Source organism: Aliivibrio salmonicida LFI1238 (assembly GCF_000196495.1).
In the GTDB taxonomy this organism is placed as follows: Bacteria; Pseudomonadota; Gammaproteobacteria; order Enterobacterales; family Vibrionaceae; genus Aliivibrio; species Aliivibrio salmonicida.
This window is the reverse complement of record NC_011312.1, coordinates 904969-927743: the sequence shown is the minus strand read 5'-3', so window position 1 is coordinate 927743 and position 22775 is coordinate 904969. Positions and strand designations below refer to the sequence as shown.

Genomic DNA, 22775 nt, shown 5'->3' with positions numbered 1-22775 from the left:
AGAAAGAACAAATTGTTCATATCTCCCTATGATCCACAATTATGGGCCAATACTCAATATATAGAATCAAATAGTTGCTTTATTTCCATAAAAAAGCCGCTCTAATTAGAGCGGCTTATTAAATCGAGTTAATTTACTCAATAATTATGGTAGTGCAACTGCTGTTAAGTCTTCAGACGCTGGGATTTTTTTCATTTCACCAGCAACGATTTCAGTAAGAGGACCTAGGATAACTTGAACATTGTTTGAACCAAGTTTAACAACACCCATTGCACCAAGACCTTTAAGTTGCTTCTCGCTGATTACGCTAGTATCTCTAAGAGTTAAGCGTAAACGAGTAATACAAGCATCAATGTTTTCTATATTGTCGTGACCACCAAGCGCTTTAAGGTATTGCTTAGCTAGTTCACCAGTTTCTTTAGAACCACGGATTGAGCTTTCTTCTTCATCATCGTCTTCACGTCCTGGAGTCTTAAGGTTAAACTTAAGGATTACAGCGCGGAAGATAAAGTAGTATAGAGCGAAGAAAACGATACCTTGGATAATTAGCATATACCAATTAACCGCTAGTGGGTTACGACTAGAAAGAACCATATCAACTAGGCCGGCAGAGAAACCGAAGCCTGCAATCCAATGCATAGATGCTGCGATGAATACAGAGATACCCGTCAATGCTGCGTGAACTACATACAATGCAGGAGCAAGGAACATGAATGAGAATTCTAGAGGTTCAGTTACACCCGTAAAGAACGATGCGAAACCTGCAGCGATCATAATCGATGCTACTTTTTCTTTGTTCTCAACTTTTGCAGTGTGGTAGATAGCTAGTGCTGCGCCTGGTAGACCAAACATCATGATTGGGAAGAAACCAGCTTGGTACATACCGGTAACACCGACAGTTGCAGTACCTTCAGCGATAGACTTAGCGCCACCTAGGAAGTTAGGGATGTCGTTAATACCAGCAACGTCGAACCAGAACACTGAGTTAAGTGCATGGTGAAGACCTACAGGAATCAATAGACGGTTGAAGAATGCATAGATACCTGCACCCGTAGCACCCATACCTTGAATTGATTCGCCGAAGTGAACAAGACCATCGTAGATTGCTGGCCATACGTACATAAGCACGAACGCAATTAAAATACCTGCAAATGACGTTAGAATAGGTACAAGACGTTTACCTGAGAAGAATGCAAGTGTTTTATGCAATTCAACAGCAGAGAAACGGTTGTAAATTTCAGCAGATATGATACCAACTAAAATACCAACAAATTGGTTGTTGATCTTACTAAAAGCAGCAGGAACAGCAGCAGGATCAATGCCTTGAATTTGAGCTACCGCACCTGGTGAAAGAAGATTCGTTACAACAAGGAAACCAACAAAACCAGAAAGTGCCGCTGCACCATCTTTATCTTTAGACATACCATAAGCAACACCAATTGCGAATAGTACAGACATGTTATCAATAATAGACGCACCAGCTTTGATTAAAAACGCTGCTAATGCACTATTGCCGCCCCAAGCCACCGGATCAATCCAGTAACCAATACCCATTAAAATGGCCGCTGCAGGTAATGTAGCAACTGGTACCATCAGTGCTTTACCTACTTTTTGAAACTTTCCTAAAATATTCACCTTTAGATTCCCCCTATAAGGATTTTAGATTTTTTTGAGTAGCTTACGTTAGCTTATTATAAACTTATTTCGCTACTCGTTATTAACAGGGTCAGTGTAAGGGATTAATTTCGCCCCGCAAATTAAAAGCGAGCTAATTGTGATCATTATCACCTGCAGAGGGAATATTTAAGGTATTTTGCTAGCGAGATCATAAAACTTATTTTATCATTCGAAAGAATAAAACATCCAGAATAATATTTGGTCATAAATAGACTCAATTTTGTCATTACTGAACGAAACATTTAGGACATAGAGTGTACCGCTCAGTAAGCAGTTTTATTTTTTACTTGCTTAAAAATTTCCACAAAAAAAGTTCTATTTTTTTTGTATACTAAATTATAACTTAAAGGATTCACGCTATGTATGCGCTAACTAACTGTAAAGTCTATACTGGTAATGATGTTCTTGTTGATCACTCAGTGATTATCAACGGCACCAATATTGAAAAAATCTGCCTAACATCTGAACTTCCTGATGGCATCGAACGTAAAGATTTAGACGGTGCTAATTTAAGCCCTGGTTTCATCGACCTTCAGCTAAATGGCTGTGGTGGTGTAATGCTAAATGATGAAATTACAGCAAAAACCATGCAAATAATGCATGAAGCAAACCTTAAATCAGGTTGTACTAGCTTTTTACCTACATTAATCACTTCTTCAGACGAAGATATGCGCGCTTCTATTGAAGCTGCTCGTGAATATCACAATAAATATCAAAACCAATCTTTAGGTTTACACCTTGAAGGTCCGTACCTAAATGTCATGAAAAAAGGCATTCACAGCGTTGATCATATCCGTCACTCAGATTCAGATATGATCCAACTTATGTGTGATAACGCTGATTTAATCACCAAAGTGACATTGGCTCCTGAGCAAAATGATCCTGAACATATTGAGCGTCTTCACAAGGCTGGTATTGTTGTTTCAATTGGCCACACAAACGCAACGTATGCTGAAGCTCGGCAAGGTTTTGAGTCAGGCATTACATTCGCTACTCATTTATTTAATGCAATGACACCAATGGTAGGTCGCGAACCAGGTGTTGTTGGTGCCATCTACGATACACCAGACGTTTATGCTGGCATTATCGCTGATGGCTTCCATGTTGATTACGCAAACATTCGTATCGCGCACAAAATAAAGAAAGAAAAGTTAGTATTAGTGACCGATGCCACAGCTCCTGCAGGTGCTGACATGGAATACTTTATTTTTGTGGGGAAGAAAGTATATTACAAGGATGGTAAATGTGTTGATGAAAATGGCACATTAGGTGGCTCAGCTCTGACTATGATTGAAGCAGTTCAGAATACAGTTGAACACGTTGGAATCGCTTTAGATGAAGCTCTACGTATGGCTACGTTATATCCTGCTCAAGCAATTGGTGTAGATAATAAACTTGGTCGAATCAAAAAAGACATGGTAGCTAACCTTGCTATTTTTGATCGTGACTTTAATGTAAAAGCGACTGTTGTTAACGGACAATACGAGCAAAGTTAATATGACTGACGGACAAATTGGTAATGTAGATCTAGTAAAACAATTAAACAGTGCCGCTGTTTATCGTTTAATCGACCAAAAAGGACCGATTTCTCGAATTCAAATCGCAGACGTTAGTCAACTTGCACCAGCAAGTGTTACCAAGATAACCCGTCAATTATTAGAGCGTGGCTTAATTAAAGAAGTCGCGCAACAAGCATCAACAGGTGGTCGAAGAGCAATTTCTTTGACTACCGAAACCTCACCCTTTCATTCAATCGCAGTGCGCTTAGGTCGTGATTATATTCAACTGAGTCTGTTTGATCTTTCAACAAAAGAATTAGCCAGTGAATACCAAGAATTTCATTATAGTAACCAAGAACACCTTTTAGATGGCCTAAATAAATTACTTCAAAACTTCATTACCCGTAATCAAGACACCATCAAACAACTCATCGCTATTGGTATCACACTCCCTGGTTTGGTTAACCCAGAAACGGGCGTTGTAGAATATATGCCAAATACCGATATAGACAAACTAGCATTGGCTGACTTCATTAAAGAAACTTTTGATATTCAATGCTTTGTTGGTAATGATATTCGAGGTTTAGCGCTCGCTGAACACTATTTCGGAGCCTCTCAAGATTGCCGAGATTCTATTCTAGTGAGTGTTCATAGAGGAACCGGTGCTGGTATTATTGTTAATGGTAAAGTATTTCTAGGGCACAATCGAAACGTTGGAGAAATCGGTCATATTCAAATCGATCCAATCGGTGATAAATGCCAATGTGGTAACTTTGGTTGCTTAGAAACAGTTGCCGCAAACCCTGCAATTATTTCACGTATAGAAACGTTACTTGAACAGGGTTATCCATCTAGTCTCTCTCAATTAGAAACGATAACAATGTCTGATATCTGCCATGCCGCAAACCATGGAGATGAATTAGCAATACAGACTTTATTACGCGTTGGTAATCAACTTGGTAAAGCGATTGCAATGACTGTAAACCTATTTAATCCACAAAAAATAGTCATCGCAGGAGCAATCACCCAAGCGGATAAAATAGTCTTTGCTGCAATACAGAATTGCATTAAAAATCAATCATTAACCGCTTTCCATAAAAACTTACCCGTTGTAGCCTCACAACTCGACAACCAACCAACTATTGGCGCCTTCTCAATGGTTAAGCGCGCAATGCTTAATGGTGTCTTGTTACAAAAATTATTAGATGAATAAGAACGAATAATTTTTGTCATGTTACTCTAAGGGCTGCATTTGCGGCCCTTTTTATTACTTTCAGGAAAATATATTTTTATGGAGTTGCTCTTTATTATCGCAGCCTTTGTTATGGGCTTTATCGCACTAAAAATTAATTTACCTCCATTGGTAGGCTTTTTATTAGCAGGGTTCGGCTTACACGCTTTCGGCTTTCAATCTAACGATACATTATCTACTTTTGCTGATCTTGGTGTCACTCTTCTCTTATTTTCTATTGGTTTAAAACTTGATATAAAAACACTACTAGCAAAAGAAATTTGGTTAGGTGCCACACTTCATAATGTATTTTCAACCTTATTTTTCACCCTCGCATTATTAGGGTTAAAGTTACTTGGCATTACCATGCTAGCAAATATAGAAATAGCACAATTAGTGTTATTTGGCTTTGCTCTTTCTTTTTCTAGTACCGTTTTTGCAGTTAAAGCCTTACAAGAAAAAGGGGAAATGAATGCAACCTATGGGACATTAGCCATTGGTATTCTGGTCATGCAGGATATTTTTGCTGTTGTATTCTTAAGTGTATCGACTGGAAAAACCCCTGAAATCACCGCCCTTGCTTTATTTGCCCTTCCTTTATTTAGACCCCTTTTCTTCAAACTATTAGATTGGGCGGGTCATGGTGAGATGCTCGTACTCTATGGTATTTTCTTAGCGTTAGTCGCAGGAGCTGGTACATTTGAATTGGTTGGAATGAAACCGGATCTTGGCGCACTTATTTTAGGAATGCTACTCGCTGGCCATTCAAAAGCATCCGAGTTATCTAAATCTCTATTTAACTTAAAAGAAATACTCCTTATTTGTTTCTTCTTAAATATAGGTTTATCAGCAGCACCTACGCTATCTGGACTGACTCTTGCTCTACTTCTCGTTTTATTACTTCCAGTAAAAGGATTTTTATATTTTATTATTATCAATAAATTTAAATTCCGTGTACGTACTTCTTTACTCGCCTCCCTCACACTGTTTAATTACAGTGAGTTTGGTCTTATTGTTGGTGGCCTGGCCTTTAAAATGGGTTGGTTACCAGGAGACACTCTAGTTGCCATCGCTATAGCCGTTTCTATATCATTTATTATTTCAGCGCCATTAAATAATTTCGGACACTCCATTTACCAACGATCTCGCCATTGGTTAAAAGAACATACCGCAGAAAAGCTAAATTCAATGGATAAACTGATTAATCCAGGTAGAGCACAAATATTAATTTTAGGTATGGGTAGTATAGGTAGCGGTGCTTACGATGAGCTTAAAGATAAATATGGGGATATTATTTTAGGCATAGAACTTAAAGACGATGCAGCAAAACATCATCAAGAACTAAGACGAAACGTGATCACTGGTGATGCTACCGATCCTGATTTTTGGGAACGCATTTTATCAACATCTCACGTTAAACTTGTTTTACTTGCGATGCCAAACCATCAAGGTAATCAATTTGCTTTAGAGCAACTAAAATCGAGAAATTACAAAGGACAAACCGCCGCAATTGCCGCTTATAATGACCAAATCGATGGCTTAGTAGAGCAAGGGGTTGATGCAGCCTTTAATATATACAATGAAGCAGGTAACGGTTTTGCTCGCCATGTCACAGAGCAACTTAACCCTAAATTCAATCAATAACGTTTTATTTATAATCACTCAAAAGATAGTCAAGCACATCAAATAGGAGGGGATGATATCAATTCCTTCTTATTTCCTTTCGTTTTCCCTTCAAATCGATTGATTTTGGCTCTTACATTAACGATTCAATCAATTTTTACTTAAAATATTAGATATATTCTAATCAGGTTACGTTTTTGTGATTTTATTTGTATTTCTGGGTTGTTTTTTTTAGTTATTATGTCAAATTGTATTCAAGACAATAATTTACGATAAAAATTAAGAAAAAAAGAGGGAATTTTATGTGCTCAATTTTTGGAATTTTAGATATAAAAAGTGACCCTACGCCACTTCGCAAAGTTGCGCTTGAGATGTCAAAAAAACTACGTCACAGAGGACCGGATTGGTCTGGAATTTATTCATCAGATAAAGCAATTTTAGCACATGAACGTCTTGCTATTGTCGGTTTGAACAGTGGTGCTCAACCTTTATACAGCAAAGATAAGCAACACATCCTCGCTGTAAATGGTGAAATCTATAACCATAAAGAGCTTCGTGCAAAATACGCCGATGATTATGATTTCCAAACAGATTCTGACTGTGAAGTTATTTTAGCTCTGTATCGTGATAAAGGCGCTGATTTATTAGAAGACCTAAACGGAATTTTTGCTTTTATTCTTTATGATGAAGAAAAAGACGAATACTTAATTGGTCGTGACCACATTGGTATCATTCCTATGTATCACGGCTATGATGAGCATGGTAACTATTATATTGCTTCTGAAATGAAAGCGCTTGTTCCTGTATGTAAATCAATGAGTGAATTTCCTCCGGGTCACTTCTATTCTTCAAAAGATGCGGAACCAACTCGTTATTATGTACGAGATTGGATGGAATATGATGCAGTAAAAGATAACCCAACTAGCAAAGACGATCTTAAACAAGCATTAGAAGATGCCGTTAAACGTCAATTAATGACAGATGTACCTTATGGTGTCCTTCTATCTGGTGGTCTTGATTCATCAATTACTTCAGCGGTTGCAAAGAAATTCGCAGCTATGCGTATTGAAGACAACGAAAAATCTGAAGCATGGTGGCCGCAACTGCACTCATTCGCCGTTGGCTTAGAAGGTGCACCTGATTTAAAAGCAGCTCGTGAAGTTGCTAACCAAATAGGTACTGTCCATCATGAAATGACTTATACCATTCAAGAAGGCCTTGACGCTATTCGTGATGTTATTTATCACATTGAAACATATGATGTAACAACAATTCGAGCTTCTACGCCAATGTATTTATTGGGTCGTAAAATCAAAGCAATGGGCATCAAAATGGTACTTTCAGGTGAAGGTGCTGATGAAATCTTTGGTGGTTACTTATATTTCCATAAAGCACCAAATAAAAAAGAATTCCATGAAGAAACAGTACGTAAGCTGCTTGCTTTAAATATGTTTGATTGTGCCCGTGCCAATAAATCACTCGCCGCTTGGGGAGTTGAAGGCCGCGTTCCTTTCTTAGACAAAGAATTTATTGATGTTGCTATGAGATTGAATCCACAAGATAAGATGTGTGGTAACGGAAAAATGGAAAAACACATTCTTCGTGAATGTTTTGAAGATGACTTACCAGAAGCCATTGCTTGGAGACAAAAAGAACAATTCTCTGATGGCGTAGGTTATGGTTGGATTGATTCTTTACGTGAAACTGCTGAAGTAAAAGTAACAGATCAACAAATGGAATCAGCAAAATTTCGCTTTCCATACAATACTCCATTAACCAAAGAAGCTTATGTATATCGTGAGATCTTTGAAGAACTGTTTCCTCTTGAAGATGCAGCTAAATGCGTACCTGGCGGACCTTCTATCGCTTGTTCTTCTGCAAAGGCAATTGAGTGGGATGAATCATTTAAAAACTGTGCAGACCCATCAGGACGAGCCGTTCAAGCCATACATAACGAAGCTTATAGCTAACTAAAATAAGCATTCATAAAAAAAGCGCTCTTAGCGCTTTTTTTATTTAGAAACCCACATTAATATTTTCTATTTTTATTTCTACTTTTTTATTTATTAATGTAATCAAAAGAATTGAACGCATTTCTCCATCTGCTTCTTTATAAATAGCATCAATCCCAGTATATGGCCCTTCGATAATATCTACTTTTTGTCCACTTTCAGGCAAGCACTCTATGGTTTTTTTATGATGCAGATTTTCACCTAATTGCTTTAATGAATAAATAAGATCACCATTTAAAACGGTAGGTTGTGACCCAAAACGCACAAAATCACTAATACCACGTGTTGAACGAATCGTCGTAAAGGTCGGTCCAACAGTAAAATCAAACCTTACGAACATATAACAAGGAAATAAAGGCTCCTTCACTGTCGTTCGTTTTCCCCTTATCATCTTTTCGACGTCAATTTCAGGATAAAAACACTCTACATTCTGATTTTCTAGATGCAACTTTGCTCGTTGCTGATCTCCACGTTTACAATAAAGTAAATACCACAGTTTCATTATCTCTATCCCTGCACCTAACCAGTGCTAATAATATCACGCTATCAAAATGAAAAGAATTTCTACCTTGTATAAAGGCAGCATAGAATTAAGATACACACATCAATAAGATGTTAACTTCATTAACATTGCATAAATAAGATTAAAAAACTAGAAATCAACAGAAAATAAGATAATAAACCCAAAATAGGCACTACAATAGATAATGACAACTATGGTTATAGTGAACTCTAGGATAGAATCCCAACTATGCGCAAGGTGTTTCTAAATATTTCAATGACTTAGGGTGTTAAATAGATCACATTTATTCAAACTTTGTTGCAGTAATTACATTGAGAGAGTATAAATTTAACTACTATAAAAAATTAAAATAAAATTGACTAAAGAGAGCATTATGCCAAATAACAACAAGTTATTAATGGGACACCCTCAAGGGCTTTTCCTACTTTTTGGAACTGAATTATGGGAACGATTCTCTTATTACGCCATGAGGGCGATTTTAGTCTTATATTTAACAGATAGAACCATTAATGGTGGTTTAGGCTGGACCGTTAAGGATGCATTAAGCCTATATGGTACCTATACCGCTCTTATGTATATCACACCACTCATTGGTGGTTGGTTAGCAGATAATTATCTTGGCCAACGAAAATCATTACTTATTGGTGGTTTTTTAATGGTCATCGGCCAATTTACGTTGGCTCTTCCTCATAATACCTTGCCACTCTCGGTTGAGACTCTCTTTTATGTTGGTTTAGGATTCCTTATTGCTGGTAATGGATTATTCAAACCAAATGTATCCACAATGGTGGGTGATTTATACCAAAATGGCGATCATCGTCGTGATGGTGCATTCACGATCTTCTATATGGGGATCAATTTAGGCTCATTACTGGCTGGTGTTGTTTCTGGTTCTGTTACTGGAATATGGGGATGGAAAGCCGGCTTTGCTGCTGCAGGTATTGGTATGATTATTAGCTTAATTATTCAGACCTTTTTTGCACAACGCTTCTTAGGTGATATCGGTGTTCGCCCTGCTGCACACATTGCAAAAGAAAGAGCAGAAGCAAAAGGAACATCCCATCATGTTTTAAGTAAAGTAGAAACCGATCGTCTAAAAGTTATTATGGTGATGGGATTGTTCGTTATTGTCTTTTGGGCCGGTTTTGAACAAGCTGGTGGCTTAATGAATATATATTCTCAACAATACACAGATAGAATGATTGGTTCATTTGAAGTCCCTGCGGCTTGGTTTCAATCGTTAAATCCATTCTTCATCATTACATTAGCCCCACTTATTGCCATCCTATGGATAAAATTAGGTCCTAAAGAGCCAAGCTCACCAATAAAGTTTGCTCTCGCCTTATTCTTTTTAGCGATTGGTTTTCTTTGCATGGTTGGTGCTGTAATGCAGCAAGGTGGGGACTTAACAATCAAAACATCAATGTATTGGTTAGTCGGCGCCTATTTCTTTCATACTTTAGGCGAATTATGTTTATCCCCTATTGGGCTCTCTTTAGTCACTAAATTAGCACCACTACGCTTAGCCTCTTTAATGATGGGGACATGGTTTGGTTTCAATGCTATCTCAAATTACATTGCGGGTGTTGTAGGCTCTCACGTCGAGAGTTTAGGGGCACTAGACATCTTTGCTGGTATCGCAATTTCGGCAACTATCTCAGGGATTTTACTATTGATGATTTCAGGAACGTTGATCCGCTGGATGCACGGGGCTGAAAAAGCACACTAGTTATATCGTAATACTTATTTAAGTAATAACGACATGGCTAAAACTAAAAAGCCATTTCATCGTATGAAATGGCTTTTTTAGGTAACTATATTATAACTTAATACGGTTTTTATTCTTCTCGATCAATTTTTCACCAATACCTTTCACATTAGCTAATTCATTAATCGTTGTGAATTTACCATTTTCGTTGCGGTAATCTATAATCGCTTGAGCTTTAGATTCACCCACACCAATAAGTAATGTATCTAACTCTTCGATGTCTGCTTTATTTATATTAACAACGATCTCAATACCTTCATGTTTATCAATGGCCTTTTCACTTGCACTTATTACACCGCTAGTAAACAAGCAAAAACTTAGTAACAGAGTATTAATAAACACTGACATAACTTTCATTCTCTTCCCTTATCATTTAATGAATGGTAACCATGATGCTGAGACAACAGGAAAATGCTTATCCATTTCAATCATCAAATTTATATTAGTGGAAGCGATGAATTAGCCCAATGAAGAAAACTTTGCCTTCTTTAAAAACACGACGGGCTCCAATAAGGAGCCCGTCTGATTTACTTATCAATTACATTGAACTAAATTATTGCTCTAATAATGGATAACTAATTTCAGTATTAGATTTAAGCGTATCAAGTGTCGCCGTTAAATCTTGTTGTGTCTGAGTTCTAAGCAGACGAGTACTTACTTGTTCAGCCATTGCGCTATTATCAAGTTCTAGTACGTCATCCAAAGCAACAATGACATTATTACCTTGTCGATCCATTACTTGAGCGTATGTAGGCTTATCAGCAGTCGGTTTTTGTAAACGGTAAACATCGTTAGCAAGTTCATCTGCACGAGTAATCATTCGTGCTTCTGTAAATACTAAGCCTTGCTCTGATAAATATGCATCATCGTCTTTATTTAACGCCGTAATTATATTCTTCGCTAACTCTAATGCTTTTTGCTCACCTTTAGCTTGAGATAAGCGAGTAATAACAGACGCTTTAACCTCTTCTAACGGTAATACCATTTCATCACGAGACTCTTCAACACGAACAACAACTACGTGTTCAGGAGCAATCTCAATAACATCAGAATTTAAGCCATCTTCTTTTACTTCTGCGCTATAAATAGCTTGAAGCACATCACTATTTGCTAGCAATGCTGGTGCATCCGCTTGAGAGAAGAAATCAGAAGTAATTACTTTTGCATTTACGGCTTCAGCAGCATCATCTAGTGAATCAGGAGATTCAAATGCTTTTTCTGCTAATTCTGTCTGCATGCTATAAAAAGCATCTGCAGCGTGCTCATCAACTAAAAACGCTTTAATGTCCGCACTTACTTTAGCCAAAGGCTTAGTTTTTGGTGCTTCAATCGCATCTAATTGAATAATATGATAACCAAATGCAGATTTAACTAAGCCTGAATGATCGCCTACATTAACAAGTTGGAAAGCGGCATCTTCAAATTCAGGATCAATCACACCGCGTTCAATCCAACCTAAAGAACCACCTTCTTTTGCTGTTGGAATATCTTGCGAGTCTTCTTTCGCTACAGTAGCGAAATCTTCACCTGCATCTAAACGAGCAAGAACCGCTTGAGCGTCAGCTTCGTCACCTTTGATAAGAATATGGCTTACTTCACGTTTTTCTTGCGTTGAGTACTTATCTTGATTCTCATTGTAATACGTTTGAATTTCTTCATCAGTAATTGGCGCTTGTGCCTTCAATGATTCACCAGATAATTCAATATAAGAAACTTTAACTTGTTCTGGACGAACAAATTGTTGTTTATTCGCATCATAGTATTCTTTTACTTCTTCTTCAGTCACTTTTGCATTTTTAGCAAATGTTGCTGTATCTAAAGTAATGGTACGAATTTCACGTTGCTGACCTTCAAGTTCACCTTGCGCTTTAACTTCATTACTTAGCGTAAATTCCGTTGATTCTAACGCTGACACTAATTGATTACGAACAAGATCACCACGTAAATACTCAGCGAAGCTGTCTGAAGTGAAACCAGCGCGGCGTAATGAGACATTAAAGATTTCTTCGTCAAACTTTCCATCTTTTTGGAACTGAGGCATAGATAAAATTGCTTGGCGTATTTGTTCATCACTTACACGTAAACCAAGTTCTTGAGCTTGGTTATCGAGTAAAGCATCATTGACCATACGATCTAAAACTGACTTTCGGAATTGCTCTACATACGCAGGGTCACCAAGTAGAGTCGAAAAATATTCGCCCAGTTGAGATTGCATACGGTTGCGTTCATTTTGATAAACTTGTTCAAAATCATTTCGTGTTATTTCACGCTCACCGACTTTAGCCGCTAGAGGTTGACTACCACCGACTAAATAACTACCTACACCTGCAAACACAAATGAGAAAATAATTAGACCGAGAATGATCTTAACAACGAGGCCAGTTGAACCTTCGCGAATTCGATCCATCATAATATGTTTTAGCTCCTAATCACTGAATTGGGATGATAATCCCTAAGAAAACGTTAATTTCTATTGATAGTGAAAATTAAAAATAGTTCAACAAAAGAAAAATTTAACAATAAAAAAGCGCATCATCGGATGCGCCTACGATCAATCACTCTAGTTTACTAGCCTTAACTTGGCTTGTGTAGAGTTTTATCTTTTTTTCGATTAGTTACACGCATCTTTTAATGCTTTACCTGCTTTAAACGCAGGTACTTTTGCAGCAGAAATCTCGATTGCTTCACCAGTCTTAGGATTACGACCTGTACGAGCAGCACGCTCACGAACGATAAACGAGCCGAAACCAACAAGTGTTACTTGATCGCCACTTTTTAGTGTCTCTGTCACTGTTTCAACTAATGCATCTAAAGCACGGCCTGCTGCTGCTTTTGAGATATCTGCATTTTCAGCAATCTGATCAACTAATTGAGATTTATTCACGGTATTCCCCTTTAAATTATTCATTCATATATTTATTGAATGAGTCCATATATAGTAATTTTGGTGTGAAAAACAAATCACAACACTGTGTCTAACTTAGCTATCTCATTATAAGCTGACAAGTATTTTCGACCTGTCAGCCCTGTTATATCAACGTTTTTTGCTACACATCACTTTTTTGAGACGATTCAAGACTAAAGCCTTGAGGATCATTTTGTAAAGCAAGTGTTAATACCTCGTCAATCCACTTCACAGGATGAACCGAAAGATCAGCAATTACGTTTGCTGGGATTTCTTCTAAGTCACGTTCATTATCTTTTGGAATAATGACAGTTTTAATACCACCACGGTGAGCAGCTAATAATTTTTCTTTTAAACCACCAATTGGCAGTACTTCACCACGTAATGTAATTTCACCTGTCATTGCAACATCAGAACGAACCGGATTACCCGTTAAGCTTGATACAAGTGCAGTACACATACCAACACCAGCACTTGGACCATCTTTTGGTGTAGCGCCTTCTGGTACGTGAACATGAATATCACGTTTCTCATAAAAATCAGGATTAATACCTAATTTTTCAGCTCGAGTACGAACCACCGTCATTGCCGCTTGAATTGACTCTTTCATAACGTCACCAAGAGAACCAGTATAAGCAAGTTTGCCTTTACCAATCATAGATTCCGCTTCAATCGTCAATAGATCACCACCGACTTCAGTCCATGCTAAACCAACAACCTGACCCACTCGATTTTCAGTGTCTGCTTTACCGTAATCACAACGTTGAACACCTAAGAAATCTTTTAGATTATCTTGATTAATCGTTACTTTTTTAATCGATTTATCAAGTAAGATTTGCTTCACTGCTTTACGACATAATTTAGAGATTTCTCTCTCTAAGCTACGTACACCAGCTTCTCTAGTGTAATAACGGATAATTCCCATAATGGCTGAATCATCGATTTGAATTTCATCTTCTTTAAGACCATTGCGCTTTACTTGCTTCATCAATAAATGATTTTTAGCTATGTTTAGCTTTTCGTCTTCGGTATACCCAGATAAACGAATCACTTCCATACGGTCAAGCAATGGACCTGGAATATTCATAGAATTCGATGTTGCAACAAACATGACATCAGATAAATCGTAATCAACTTCTAAATAATGATCACTAAATGTGCTGTTTTGCTCTGGATCCAACACCTCAAGAAGTGCAGAGGCTGGATCACCGCGCATATCAGAAGACATTTTATCAATTTCATCTAATAAGAAAAGTGGGTTTTTAACCTCAACTTTTGACATTTTTTGAATTAATTTACCAGGTAAAGAACCAATATACGTGCGTCTATGACCACGAATCTCAGCTTCGTCACGAACGCCACCAAGTGCCATTCGTGTATATTTACGCCCTGTCGCTCTCGCAATAGATTGCCCTAATGATGTTTTACCAACACCAGGAGGTCCAACTAAACAAAGAATCGGACCTTTAAGTTTAGTCACTCGACTTTGAACCGCTAAATACTCAAGAATACGTTCTTTAACACGTTCTAAGCCATAGTGGTCAGCGTTTAGGATATCTTCTGCTTTAGCTAAGTCTTTTTTGACTTTAGAGCGCTTAAACCAAGGCACACCAACCATACAGTCAATGTAACTACGAACCACGGTTGCTTCTGCTGACATCGGAGACATCATCTTTAGCTTCTGTAATTCTTGTTCCGCTTTTTCTTGCGCTTCTTTTGGCATTTTAGCGTCTGCAATTTTCTTTTGCAGAGCTTCAAATTCATCAGGAGCGTCATCTAAGTCGCCCAGTTCTTTTTGAATGGCTTTCATTTGCTCATTCAAATAGTACTCACGCTGACTCTTTTCCATTTGTTTTTTAACGCGGCCACGAATGCGTTTTTCAATTTGCAGAAGGTCTATTTCAGACTCCATCATGCCCATCAAAAACTCTAAACGAGCGATCACATCAATCAACTCTAACACTTCTTGCTTATCAGCAAGCTTTAGTGGCATATGAGCAGCAATGGTATCGGCTAAACGCGCGGCATCTTCAATACCACTCAAAGAAGTCAGAACTTCTGGTGGGATCTTTTTATTCAGTTTGATAAAACCATCGAATTGATTAATTGCAGAACGCATAATCACTTCTTGTTCAGCATCATCAATTTCAGGGGTAACTAAAAATTCGGCATCCGCAGTAAAAAAATCTGCTTCTAAAAATTGATGTATTTTTGCACGCTGCTGACCTTCAACTAATACCTTTACAGTACCATCAGGCAACTTCAATAGTTGCAAAATAGTCGCGATAGTACCAACACTGTGCAGGTCATCTAGTTGCGGCTCTTCTTTAGCGGCTTCTTTTTGTGCCACAAGCAAGACTTGTTTGTTCTGCTCCATTGCAGCTTCTAAGCAACGGATGGATTTTTCACGGCCCACAAATAGTGGAATAACCATATGCGGATACACCACTACATCTCGTAATGGCAGAACTGGTATCTCAATGCGCTCGGAACGCTCCAGGTTCATATTCTTCTCTCTCTCCGTCAGTATCTATAGAAATAATATGGGGGCAAGTAGCTAAGATTCAACATTATTTTAAATTAAAAAATAAAAAAGGAGGCCAATGCCTCCTTTTTGTCTGTTTATTAGCTAAATTACACTATTCTGCAGATATTGCTTTCGTTTCTGTATTTTCAAACATCAACAATGGTTCTGACTCACCGTTAATTACAGACTCGTCGATAACTACTTTAGAAACACCTTCTTTAGATGGTAATTCATACATAGTATCTAATAATATCGCTTCTAAAATTGAACGAAGACCACGAGCACCTGTTTTACGGCTCATTGCTTTTTTAGCAATTGCTCTCAAAGCATCTTCACGAAATTCTAATTCAGCACTGAGAGATCCCCTCATAATTTCCCCAAAGCGTAACCATGTGTGAATAAATTTTGAGCTAGTAGGGTTGCAGCCACGAGTAAGTCTTCCCTTGTTATTGTGTAGCCAGAATGCCGCAAAACTTCCATGCCTAAGCGAACTGTTGAGAGTACGTTTCGATTTCTGACTGTGTTAGCCTGGAAGTGCTTGTCCCAACCTTGTTTCTGAGCATGAACGCCCGCAAGCCAACATGTTAGTTGAAGCATCAGGGCGATTAGCAGCATGATATCAAAACGCTCTGAGCTGCTCGTTCGGCTATGGCGTAGGCCTAGTCCGTAGGCAGGACTTTTCAAGTCTCGGAAGGTTTCTTCAATCTGCATTCGCTTCGAATAGATATTAACAAGTTGTTTGGGTGTTCGAATTTCAACAGGTAAGTTAGTTGCTAGAACCCATGGCTCCTTTGCCGACGCTGAGTAGATTTTAGGTGACGGGTGGTGACAATGAGTCCGTGTCGAGCGCTGATTTTTTCGGCCTTTAGAGCGAGATTTATACAATAGAATTTGGCATGAGATTGGATTGCTTTTAGTCAGCCTCTTATAGCCTAAAGTCTTTGAGTGACTAGATGACATATCATGTAAGTTGCTGATAGGTTTCCAGTTTTCCGCTCCTAGGTCTGCATATTGTACTTTTCCTCTTACTCGACTTAACCAGTACCAACCCAGCTTCTCAACGGATTTATACCATGGCACTTTAAAGCCAGCATCACTGACAATGAGCGGTGTGGTGTTACTCGGTAGAATGCTCGCAAGGTCGGCTAGAAATTGGTCATGAGCTTTCTTTGAACATTGCTCTGAAAGCGGGAACGCTTTCTCATAAAGAGTAACAGAACGACCGTGTAGTGCGACTGAAGCTCGCAATACCATAAGTCGTTTTTGCTCACGAATATCAGACCAGTCAACAAGTACAATGGGCATCGTATTGCCCGAACAGATAAAGCTAGCATGCCAACGGTATACAGCGAGTCGCTCTTTGTGGAGGTGACGATTACCTAACAATCGGTCGATTCGTTTGATGTTATGTTTTGTTCTCGCTTTGGTTGGCAGGTTACGGCCAAGTTCGGTAAGAGTGAGAGTTTTACAGTCAAGTAATGCGTGGCAAGCCAACGTTAAGCTGTTGAGTCGTTTTAAGTGTAATTCGGGGCAGAATTGGTAAAGAGAGTCGTGTAAAATATCGAGTTCGCACATCTTGTTGTCTGATTATTGATTTTTCGCGAAACCATTTGATCATATGACAAGATGTGTATCCACCTTAACTTAATGATTTTTACCAAAATCATTAGGGGATTCATCAGAATTCAGCACCTTCCAAATCAAATAACGCAGCATATTGCTTAGTTAATGCATTCTTAGGTTGACTTAAAATTTGGATCAACGCTTCTTCATCTAATTCAGTTAATGTCGTGGTTACTGGTAAACGACCAATAAACTCTGGAATTAAACCGAATTTAATTAAATCTTCAGGCTCAATTTGCTTCAATAAGTCACCGACGGTTGCTTTGTCATCTTTAGAACGAACATCAGCAGCAAAGCCAATACCCGTGCCAATTGCAACTCGTTGTTCAATTACTTTATCTAAGCCTGCAAACGCACCGCCACAAATAAATAAAATCTTAGAAGTATCTACTTGTAAGAATTCTTGTTGTGGATGTTTACGTCCACCTTGAGGTGGTACTGATGCAATTGTACCTTCAATCAATTTCAATAATGCTTGCTGAACACCTTCACCAGAGACATCACGTGTGATCGATGGGTTTTCAGACTTACGAGAAATTTTGTCAATTTCATCGATATATACAATGCCACGTTCCGCTTTTGCTGGATCGTAATCGCATTTTTGTAGCAGCTTTTGAATGATGTTTTCTACATCTTCACCTACATAGCCGGCTTCTGTTAATGTGGTTGCATCCGCCATAGTAAACGGAACATCCAAGAAACGAGCTAGCGTTTCAGCAAGTAATGTTTTACCACTACCTGTTGGTCCGATAAGTAGAATATTACTCTTACCAAGCTCAACGCCATCTTTTGTAGTATCGCCATTACGTAAACGCTTGTAGTGATTGTATACCGCTACCGCTAATACTTTTTTAGCATGTTCTTGACCAATAACGTACTCATCTAGATGACCACGAATATTTTGCGGTGTTGGTAGTTCTTCACTGCTCTCTTTTGAAGACAGAGTATTATCTTTTAGCTCTTCGCGAATAATGTCGTTACATAAATCAACACACTCATCACAAACATAAACAGAAGGACCTGCAATTAGTTTACGAACTTCATGCTGGCTTTTTCCGCAAAAAGAGCAATATAGTAACTTTCCACTATTTTCGTCTTTACGCTTGTCTGTCATTTGCTAACCTCTTAAACGTTGCCTTTATGCTGTAAGTCTATACCAACTTACCTTCTTTACTGTAAACGTTACTGCTTTTTTATTAATTAGTCACGCTTATTTAGCACAGCATCTACAAGACCATATTTCACTGCATCATCTGCAGCCATGAAGTTATCACGATCTGTATCTTTTTCGATCACTTCTAATGGTTGGCCTGTATGCTCAGCAAGTAATGTATTCAATTTCTTTTTAATCGTTAAGATTTCTTGCGCATGAATTTGAATATCAGATGCTTGGCCTTGGAAACCACCAAGTGGTTGGTGAATCATCACACGAGAATTAGGTAATACATAACGTTTACCTGGTGCGCCACCTGCAAGTAAGAAAGCACCCATAGAACATGCTTGACCCATACATACCGTACTTACATTTGGCTTAATAAACTGCATGGTGTCATAGATAGACATACCTGCAGTAACTGAGCCGCCTGGAGAGTTAATATATAGGAAGATATCCTTATCAGGGTTTTCAGACTCAAGGAAAAGCAACTGTGCCACAACTAGGTTGGCCATGTGATCTTCAACTTGACCTGTTAAAAAGATAACGCGCTCTTTTAACAGACGGGAATAAATATCATACGAACGCTCACCACGTGAAGTTTGTTCAACAACCATAGGAACAAGTGCATCCATAATAGAAGGCATTGCATTGTTTTCTTGATAGCTCATAACCGTATCCCTTATAAAATAAATGGTCCGAATGACGCTTCATTCGAACCATTATTAGCAGATCTTTTGAAACTAAGTCAACTACTTAATTAATTTTAAATTAAGCTGGTTGTTGATTCATTAGTTCGTTAAAGCCAACCGCTTTTTCAGAAACTTGCGCTTTAGCTAAAATAGCATCAATCGCTTGTTCTTCTAGAGCAACATTACGCATGTTGTTCATCATTTGTTCGTTGCCTTCGTAGTAAGCAACAACTTCAGTTGGATCTTCGTAAGCAGAAGCCATTTCGTTGATAAGTGCTTTTACTTTCTCATCGTCAGCTTTTAGTTCTTCAGTTTTGATTACTTCACCAAGAAGAAGACCTACAACTACACGACGCTTAGCTTGTTCTTCGAACAATTCACGTGGAAGCTCAGGAGCTGAATCCGCGTTACCGCCAAAACGTTGAACTGCTTGTTGACGTAAAACTTGAACTTCTTGATCGATAAGAGCAGAAGGTACGTCAATGTTGTTTTGTTCAACTAGGCCATTGATTGCTTGTTCTTTGATCTTGTTTTTAACTGTTTGAGCTAATTCACGCTCCATGTTCTTACGAACTTCAGTTTTAAGACCTTCAACGCCGCCTTGAGCACCAAACTTAGTTACGAACTCATCGTTCATTTCTGGAAGTTCACGAGCTTCAACTTTAACTACTGTAATAGCAAATTCTGCAGCTTTACCTTTTAGGTTTTCAGCGTGGTAATCTTCAGGGAAGTTAACATTGATAGTTAGTTCGTCGCCTGCTTTCTTACCTTTGATACCGTCTTCGAAACCAGGGATCATACGACCTTGGCCCATTTCTAGAGGGAAGTTATCTGCTTTTCCGCCTTCAAATAGCTCACCATCGATAGAACCAACAAAGTTGATTGTAGCGCGAGTGCCATCTTCAGCCGCAACGTCAGCATCTGACCAAGTAGCTTGTTGCTTACGTAACGTTTCTAGCATTTCTGCTACGTCTTCGTCTTTAACTTCAACTTGTGGTTTCTCAACAACAACTTTGTCTAGACCTTGAAGTGTTACTTCTGGGTAGATTTCAAATGTTGCAGTGAATACTAAATCTTGGCCTTCAGCAAATTCAACTGGTGCAAATGTTGGAGCGCCTGCTGGGTTGATTTTGTCTTTAACGATCGCTTCAATGAAGTGACGTTGCATAACTTCACCCATTTTATCGTGACGAACAGCACTGCCGTACATTTTAGCAACCATCTTCATTGGAACTTTACCTTTACGGAAGCCATCAAAACGACGATTTTTAGCGATGTTACGAAGCTCTGCATTTACAGCATCTTCAATGTTTGCAGCAGGAACAGTAATAGTTAGAACGCGCTCTAGGCCTTCTTTAGTTTCAACGGTAACTTGCATGTTTATATAAACCTCAAAATCGACTCAGGTTCTCTGAGTTTGCGACAAAAAATACGTGTCGCATCCTTGCGTTACAGGCCTAATAAAATAGAAACCGTAACCCCTATGATTCGTGATACCAAACTTGGGTATCTTTCTTCTATCTGCTTATCTTAATAATAAGTAGATCGCGTATTTCATTGAATAAAATACGACATTTAGCCAAGTGGCAAAATAAGACGCGATATTGTAGCGATCTGACCCATCTATGTCGAGGCTCACTACACACGTAGATAATCTTTAATAAGAAATTGGGCAATGACTAGTATTTTTCAACCCTTTTAAACGCTTTTTTTTCTAAAAAACGAGGTTAACTACGTGAAATCTTACTACTGACAATAGCTGCCATCATCTCAATATGTAATTCATCGTCATTTAAACAAGGAATAAAGGTGTATTTTTCACCACCTGCTGTCATATAAATTTCTTTACACTCTTCAGACAACTCTTCAAGTGTTTCTAAACAATCAACAGAAAACGCAGGGCTAATAATATCTAATGATTTTATCCCTTTTGGCGCCAGTTCTTTTAATGTTTCAGAAGTATAGGGTTGCAACCATGCTTCTCGACCAAAACGCGACTGATAACTCATGCCAATTTGTTCTGAGTTTAAGCCAAGCTCTTCAGCAAGTAATTCTGTCGTACGTATACAATGTTCAGCATAGATATCCCCATTATCAACGAAACGCTGTGGGATACCATGATAAGAACATAACACATAATCCCCTTTTCCTTTTTCTTTCCAAGAAAGGCGAATCGACTCTGCAAGTGCTTTTATATAAAGTGGGTGATCGTGGTAATTATGAACCATCGTAAAATTAGGCAACACCGATGTTGTTTTATATTGCTTACCGATTTGGTCAAAAACAGCCGCCGTTGTTGTTCTAGAATATTGTGGATATAACGGTAAAATGATTATCTCATCACAACCTTGCTCTTCTAATAACTCAATTCCAGACTTAATCGCAGGTTGACCGTAAGTCATGCCTAAAGCGACAGGAAGAGAAAGACGATCTTGTAATGCGCTCACTTGACGTTGTGAATAAACCATTAATGGTGAATCGTCTTCCATCCAAACACTCTGGTATAGCTTTGCAACTTTAGGCGCTCTAATCGGTAGAATCACCCCATGAAGCAAAGGGCACCAAATAAAACGGTTCATATCAACAACTCTCTTATCATGTAAGAATTCTGATAAAAACGTTTTTACTGCCGCTGCTGTTGGCGCCGTAGGTGTACCTAGGTTAACTAATAGCACCCCTGCTTTTTTATTATTCACTGTTATTATCCATTATTGTCTATAAAAAAAGGCGACCAATAAGGCCGCCTTCAATATAACAATAAATGATGACTTAGGTAAGATTACGAAAGTACTTTTTCGATCTCAGCACTCACTTCTGCTACTAATTTAGTACCATCAAATTTAAGATATTCTGTTTTACCTGCTTCTGCTTCTTTAGTGTAATAAGCAATCAGTGGTGCAGTTTGCTCATGGTAAACACCTAAACGAGCAAGAACTGTTTCTGGTTTATCATCCTCACGAATAACCAGCGGTTCGCCAGTTACATCATCTTGACCTTCAACCTTAGATGGGTTGAACGTAACATGATAAGTACGACCAGAAGGAAGATGAGCACGACGACCAGACATACGCTCAACAATCACTTCGTCAGCAACGTCAAACTCAAGAACGTAATCGATTGATACGCCATTTTCTTTTAGGCCATCTGCTTGAGGGATCGTACGAGGGAAACCATCTAATAGGAAACCTTTAGCGCAATCTTCTTGAGCAATACGCTCTTTAACAAGACCAAGAATGATCTCATCAGAGACAAGTTGACCCGCATCAATTACTGATTTCGCTTGTTTGCCCATTTCAGTGCCCGCTTTAATAATCGCTGCACGTAGCATGTCACCTGTAGATATTTGTGGAATACCAAATTTATCCATGATGAACTGAGCTTGAGTACCTTTACCCGCACCTGGTGCACCTAAAAGGATGATACGCATTGTTTTCCCCTTAAAAATTTATTTCGGAATTTATACCAAACCTTACAAACTAAAAATACGCACGGCATTTCAATTTATAAATTTAGGTATAAGTTTTATTTCTAAAAATAAGCCG

16 protein-coding genes and 2 pseudogenes are annotated in these 22775 nt (G+C 38.4%); 5 read left to right on the top strand and 13 right to left on the bottom strand.

The features are described 5' to 3' along the window. Window positions 1-144: 144 nt before the first annotated feature. Window positions 145-1635 carry an N-acetylglucosamine-specific PTS transporter subunit IIBC gene (gene nagE, locus VSAL_RS04660; RefSeq protein WP_012549618.1) on the bottom strand — a complete coding sequence of 497 codons (1491 nt, stop codon included), beginning with the start codon at window positions 1633-1635 and terminating at the stop codon, window positions 145-147. A 401-nt stretch (window positions 1636-2036) separates the two neighbouring features. On the opposite strand from nagE, the gene nagA reads away from it, so the two are divergent. The 4 genes from nagA to asnB all read left to right on the top strand — a co-directional run bounded on the left by nagA (window position 2037) and on the right by asnB (window position 8000). Next, a complete protein-coding gene (gene nagA / locus VSAL_RS04655; protein WP_012549617.1) occupies window positions 2037-3173 on the top strand; it encodes an N-acetylglucosamine-6-phosphate deacetylase in 1137 nt (378 codons plus the stop codon). Window position 3174: 1 nt separating this feature from the next. Then, window positions 3175-4389 (top strand): DNA-binding transcriptional regulator NagC, encoded by a 1215-nt coding sequence (nagC, locus tag VSAL_RS04650; RefSeq protein ID WP_012549616.1) that lies wholly within the window; start codon window positions 3175-3177, stop codon window positions 4387-4389. Window positions 4390-4467: 78 nt separating this feature from the next. Further along, entirely contained in the window at window positions 4468-6051 is a 1584-nt protein-coding gene (locus VSAL_RS04645) for a cation:proton antiporter family protein (RefSeq protein WP_012549615.1), read from the top strand. 281 nt (window positions 6052-6332) lie between these two features. After that, window positions 6333-8000, top strand: coding sequence for an asparagine synthase B (asnB, locus tag VSAL_RS04640; protein WP_012549614.1), 1668 nt, complete (start codon window positions 6333-6335; stop codon window positions 7998-8000). Between the two features lie 46 nt (window positions 8001-8046). Here the strand turns inward: asnB and rfaH are convergent, their stop codons facing one another. Beyond that, on the bottom strand, window positions 8047-8544 hold the full coding sequence (gene rfaH / locus VSAL_RS04635; protein ID WP_012549613.1) for a transcription/translation regulatory transformer protein RfaH: 498 nt from the start codon (window positions 8542-8544) through the stop codon (window positions 8047-8049). Window positions 8545-8938: 394 nt separating this feature from the next. On the opposite strand from rfaH, the gene VSAL_RS04630 reads away from it, so the two are divergent. Continuing rightward, on the top strand, window positions 8939-10294 hold the full coding sequence (locus VSAL_RS04630) for a peptide MFS transporter (RefSeq protein WP_012549612.1): 1356 nt from the start codon (window positions 8939-8941) through the stop codon (window positions 10292-10294). A 90-nt stretch (window positions 10295-10384) separates the two neighbouring features. Here the strand turns inward: VSAL_RS04630 and VSAL_RS04625 are convergent, their stop codons facing one another. From VSAL_RS04625 to adk, 11 genes and pseudogenes are all read right to left on the bottom strand, one after another. Beyond that, window positions 10385-10681, bottom strand: coding sequence for a ComEA family DNA-binding protein (locus VSAL_RS04625; RefSeq protein WP_012549611.1), 297 nt, complete (start codon window positions 10679-10681; stop codon window positions 10385-10387). Window positions 10682-10886: 205 nt separating this feature from the next. Then, entirely contained in the window at window positions 10887-12743 is a 1857-nt protein-coding gene (gene ppiD, locus VSAL_RS04620) for a peptidylprolyl isomerase (RefSeq protein ID WP_012549610.1), read from the bottom strand. Between the two features lie 201 nt (window positions 12744-12944). Next, window positions 12945-13217: an HU family DNA-binding protein gene (locus VSAL_RS04615; RefSeq protein ID WP_023603608.1), complete on the bottom strand. Its 273-nt coding sequence runs from the start codon at window positions 13215-13217 to the stop codon at window positions 12945-12947. 163 nt (window positions 13218-13380) lie between these two features. Continuing rightward, entirely contained in the window at window positions 13381-15744 is a 2364-nt protein-coding gene (gene lon, locus VSAL_RS04610; RefSeq protein WP_012549608.1) for an endopeptidase La, read from the bottom strand. A gap of 133 nt (window positions 15745-15877) precedes the next feature. Next, window positions 15878-16117 (bottom strand): annotated as a pseudogene (clpX, locus tag VSAL_RS04605) (ATP-dependent Clp protease ATP-binding subunit ClpX); the annotation flags it as partial. A gap of 14 nt (window positions 16118-16131) precedes the next feature. Beyond that, window positions 16132-17340: an IS4-like element ISVsa5 family transposase gene (locus tag VSAL_RS04600; protein WP_001339197.1), complete on the bottom strand. Its 1209-nt coding sequence runs from the start codon at window positions 17338-17340 to the stop codon at window positions 16132-16134. 109 nt (window positions 17341-17449) lie between these two features. After that, a pseudogene (gene clpX / locus VSAL_RS04595) lies at window positions 17450-18502 on the bottom strand (ATP-dependent protease ATP-binding subunit ClpX); the annotation flags it as partial. Between the two features lie 86 nt (window positions 18503-18588). After that, window positions 18589-19212, bottom strand: coding sequence for an ATP-dependent Clp endopeptidase proteolytic subunit ClpP (clpP, locus tag VSAL_RS04590; protein ID WP_012549607.1), 624 nt, complete (start codon window positions 19210-19212; stop codon window positions 18589-18591). Between the two features lie 100 nt (window positions 19213-19312). Further along, the gene (tig, locus tag VSAL_RS04585; protein ID WP_012549606.1) at window positions 19313-20611 is read right to left on the bottom strand and encodes a trigger factor; all 1299 of its coding nucleotides are present in this window, start codon (window positions 20609-20611) and stop codon (window positions 19313-19315) included. Between the two features lie 349 nt (window positions 20612-20960). Beyond that, window positions 20961-21929 (bottom strand): ferrochelatase, encoded by a 969-nt coding sequence (gene hemH / locus VSAL_RS04580; RefSeq protein WP_012549605.1) that lies wholly within the window; start codon window positions 21927-21929, stop codon window positions 20961-20963. 83 nt (window positions 21930-22012) lie between these two features. Continuing rightward, window positions 22013-22660: an adenylate kinase gene (gene adk, locus VSAL_RS04575; protein ID WP_012549604.1), complete on the bottom strand. Its 648-nt coding sequence runs from the start codon at window positions 22658-22660 to the stop codon at window positions 22013-22015. Window positions 22661-22775 lie beyond the last annotated feature (115 nt).

Bases quoted from the DNA above. Each gene is read 5' to 3' on its own strand.
- nagA (WP_012549617.1), top strand. From the start codon at position 2,037: ATGTATGCGCTAACTAACTGTAAAGTCTATACTGGTAATGATGTTCTT.
- nagC (WP_012549616.1), top strand. From the start codon at position 3,175: ATGACTGACGGACAAATTGGTAATGTAGATCTAGTAAAACAATTAAAC.
- VSAL_RS04645 (WP_012549615.1), top strand. From the start codon at position 4,468: ATGGAGTTGCTCTTTATTATCGCAGCCTTTGTTATGGGCTTTATCGCA.
- asnB (WP_012549614.1), top strand. From the start codon at position 6,333: ATGTGCTCAATTTTTGGAATTTTAGATATAAAAAGTGACCCTACGCCA.
- rfaH (WP_012549613.1), bottom strand. From the start codon at position 8,544: ATGAAACTGTGGTATTTACTTTATTGTAAACGTGGAGATCAGCAACGA.
- VSAL_RS04630 (WP_012549612.1), top strand. From the start codon at position 8,939: ATGCCAAATAACAACAAGTTATTAATGGGACACCCTCAAGGGCTTTTC.
- VSAL_RS04625 (WP_012549611.1), bottom strand. From the start codon at position 10,681: ATGTCAGTGTTTATTAATACTCTGTTACTAAGTTTTTGCTTGTTTACT.
- ppiD (WP_012549610.1), bottom strand. From the start codon at position 12,743: ATGATGGATCGAATTCGCGAAGGTTCAACTGGCCTCGTTGTTAAGATC.
- lon (WP_012549608.1), bottom strand. From the start codon at position 15,744: ATGAACCTGGAGCGTTCCGAGCGCATTGAGATACCAGTTCTGCCATTA.
- VSAL_RS04600 (WP_001339197.1), bottom strand. From the start codon at position 17,340: ATGTGCGAACTCGATATTTTACACGACTCTCTTTACCAATTCTGCCCC.
- clpP (WP_012549607.1), bottom strand. From the start codon at position 19,212: ATGAGCTATCAAGAAAACAATGCAATGCCTTCTATTATGGATGCACTT.
- tig (WP_012549606.1), bottom strand. From the start codon at position 20,611: ATGCAAGTTACCGTTGAAACTAAAGAAGGCCTAGAGCGCGTTCTAACT.
- adk (WP_012549604.1), bottom strand. From the start codon at position 22,660: ATGCGTATCATCCTTTTAGGTGCACCAGGTGCGGGTAAAGGTACTCAA.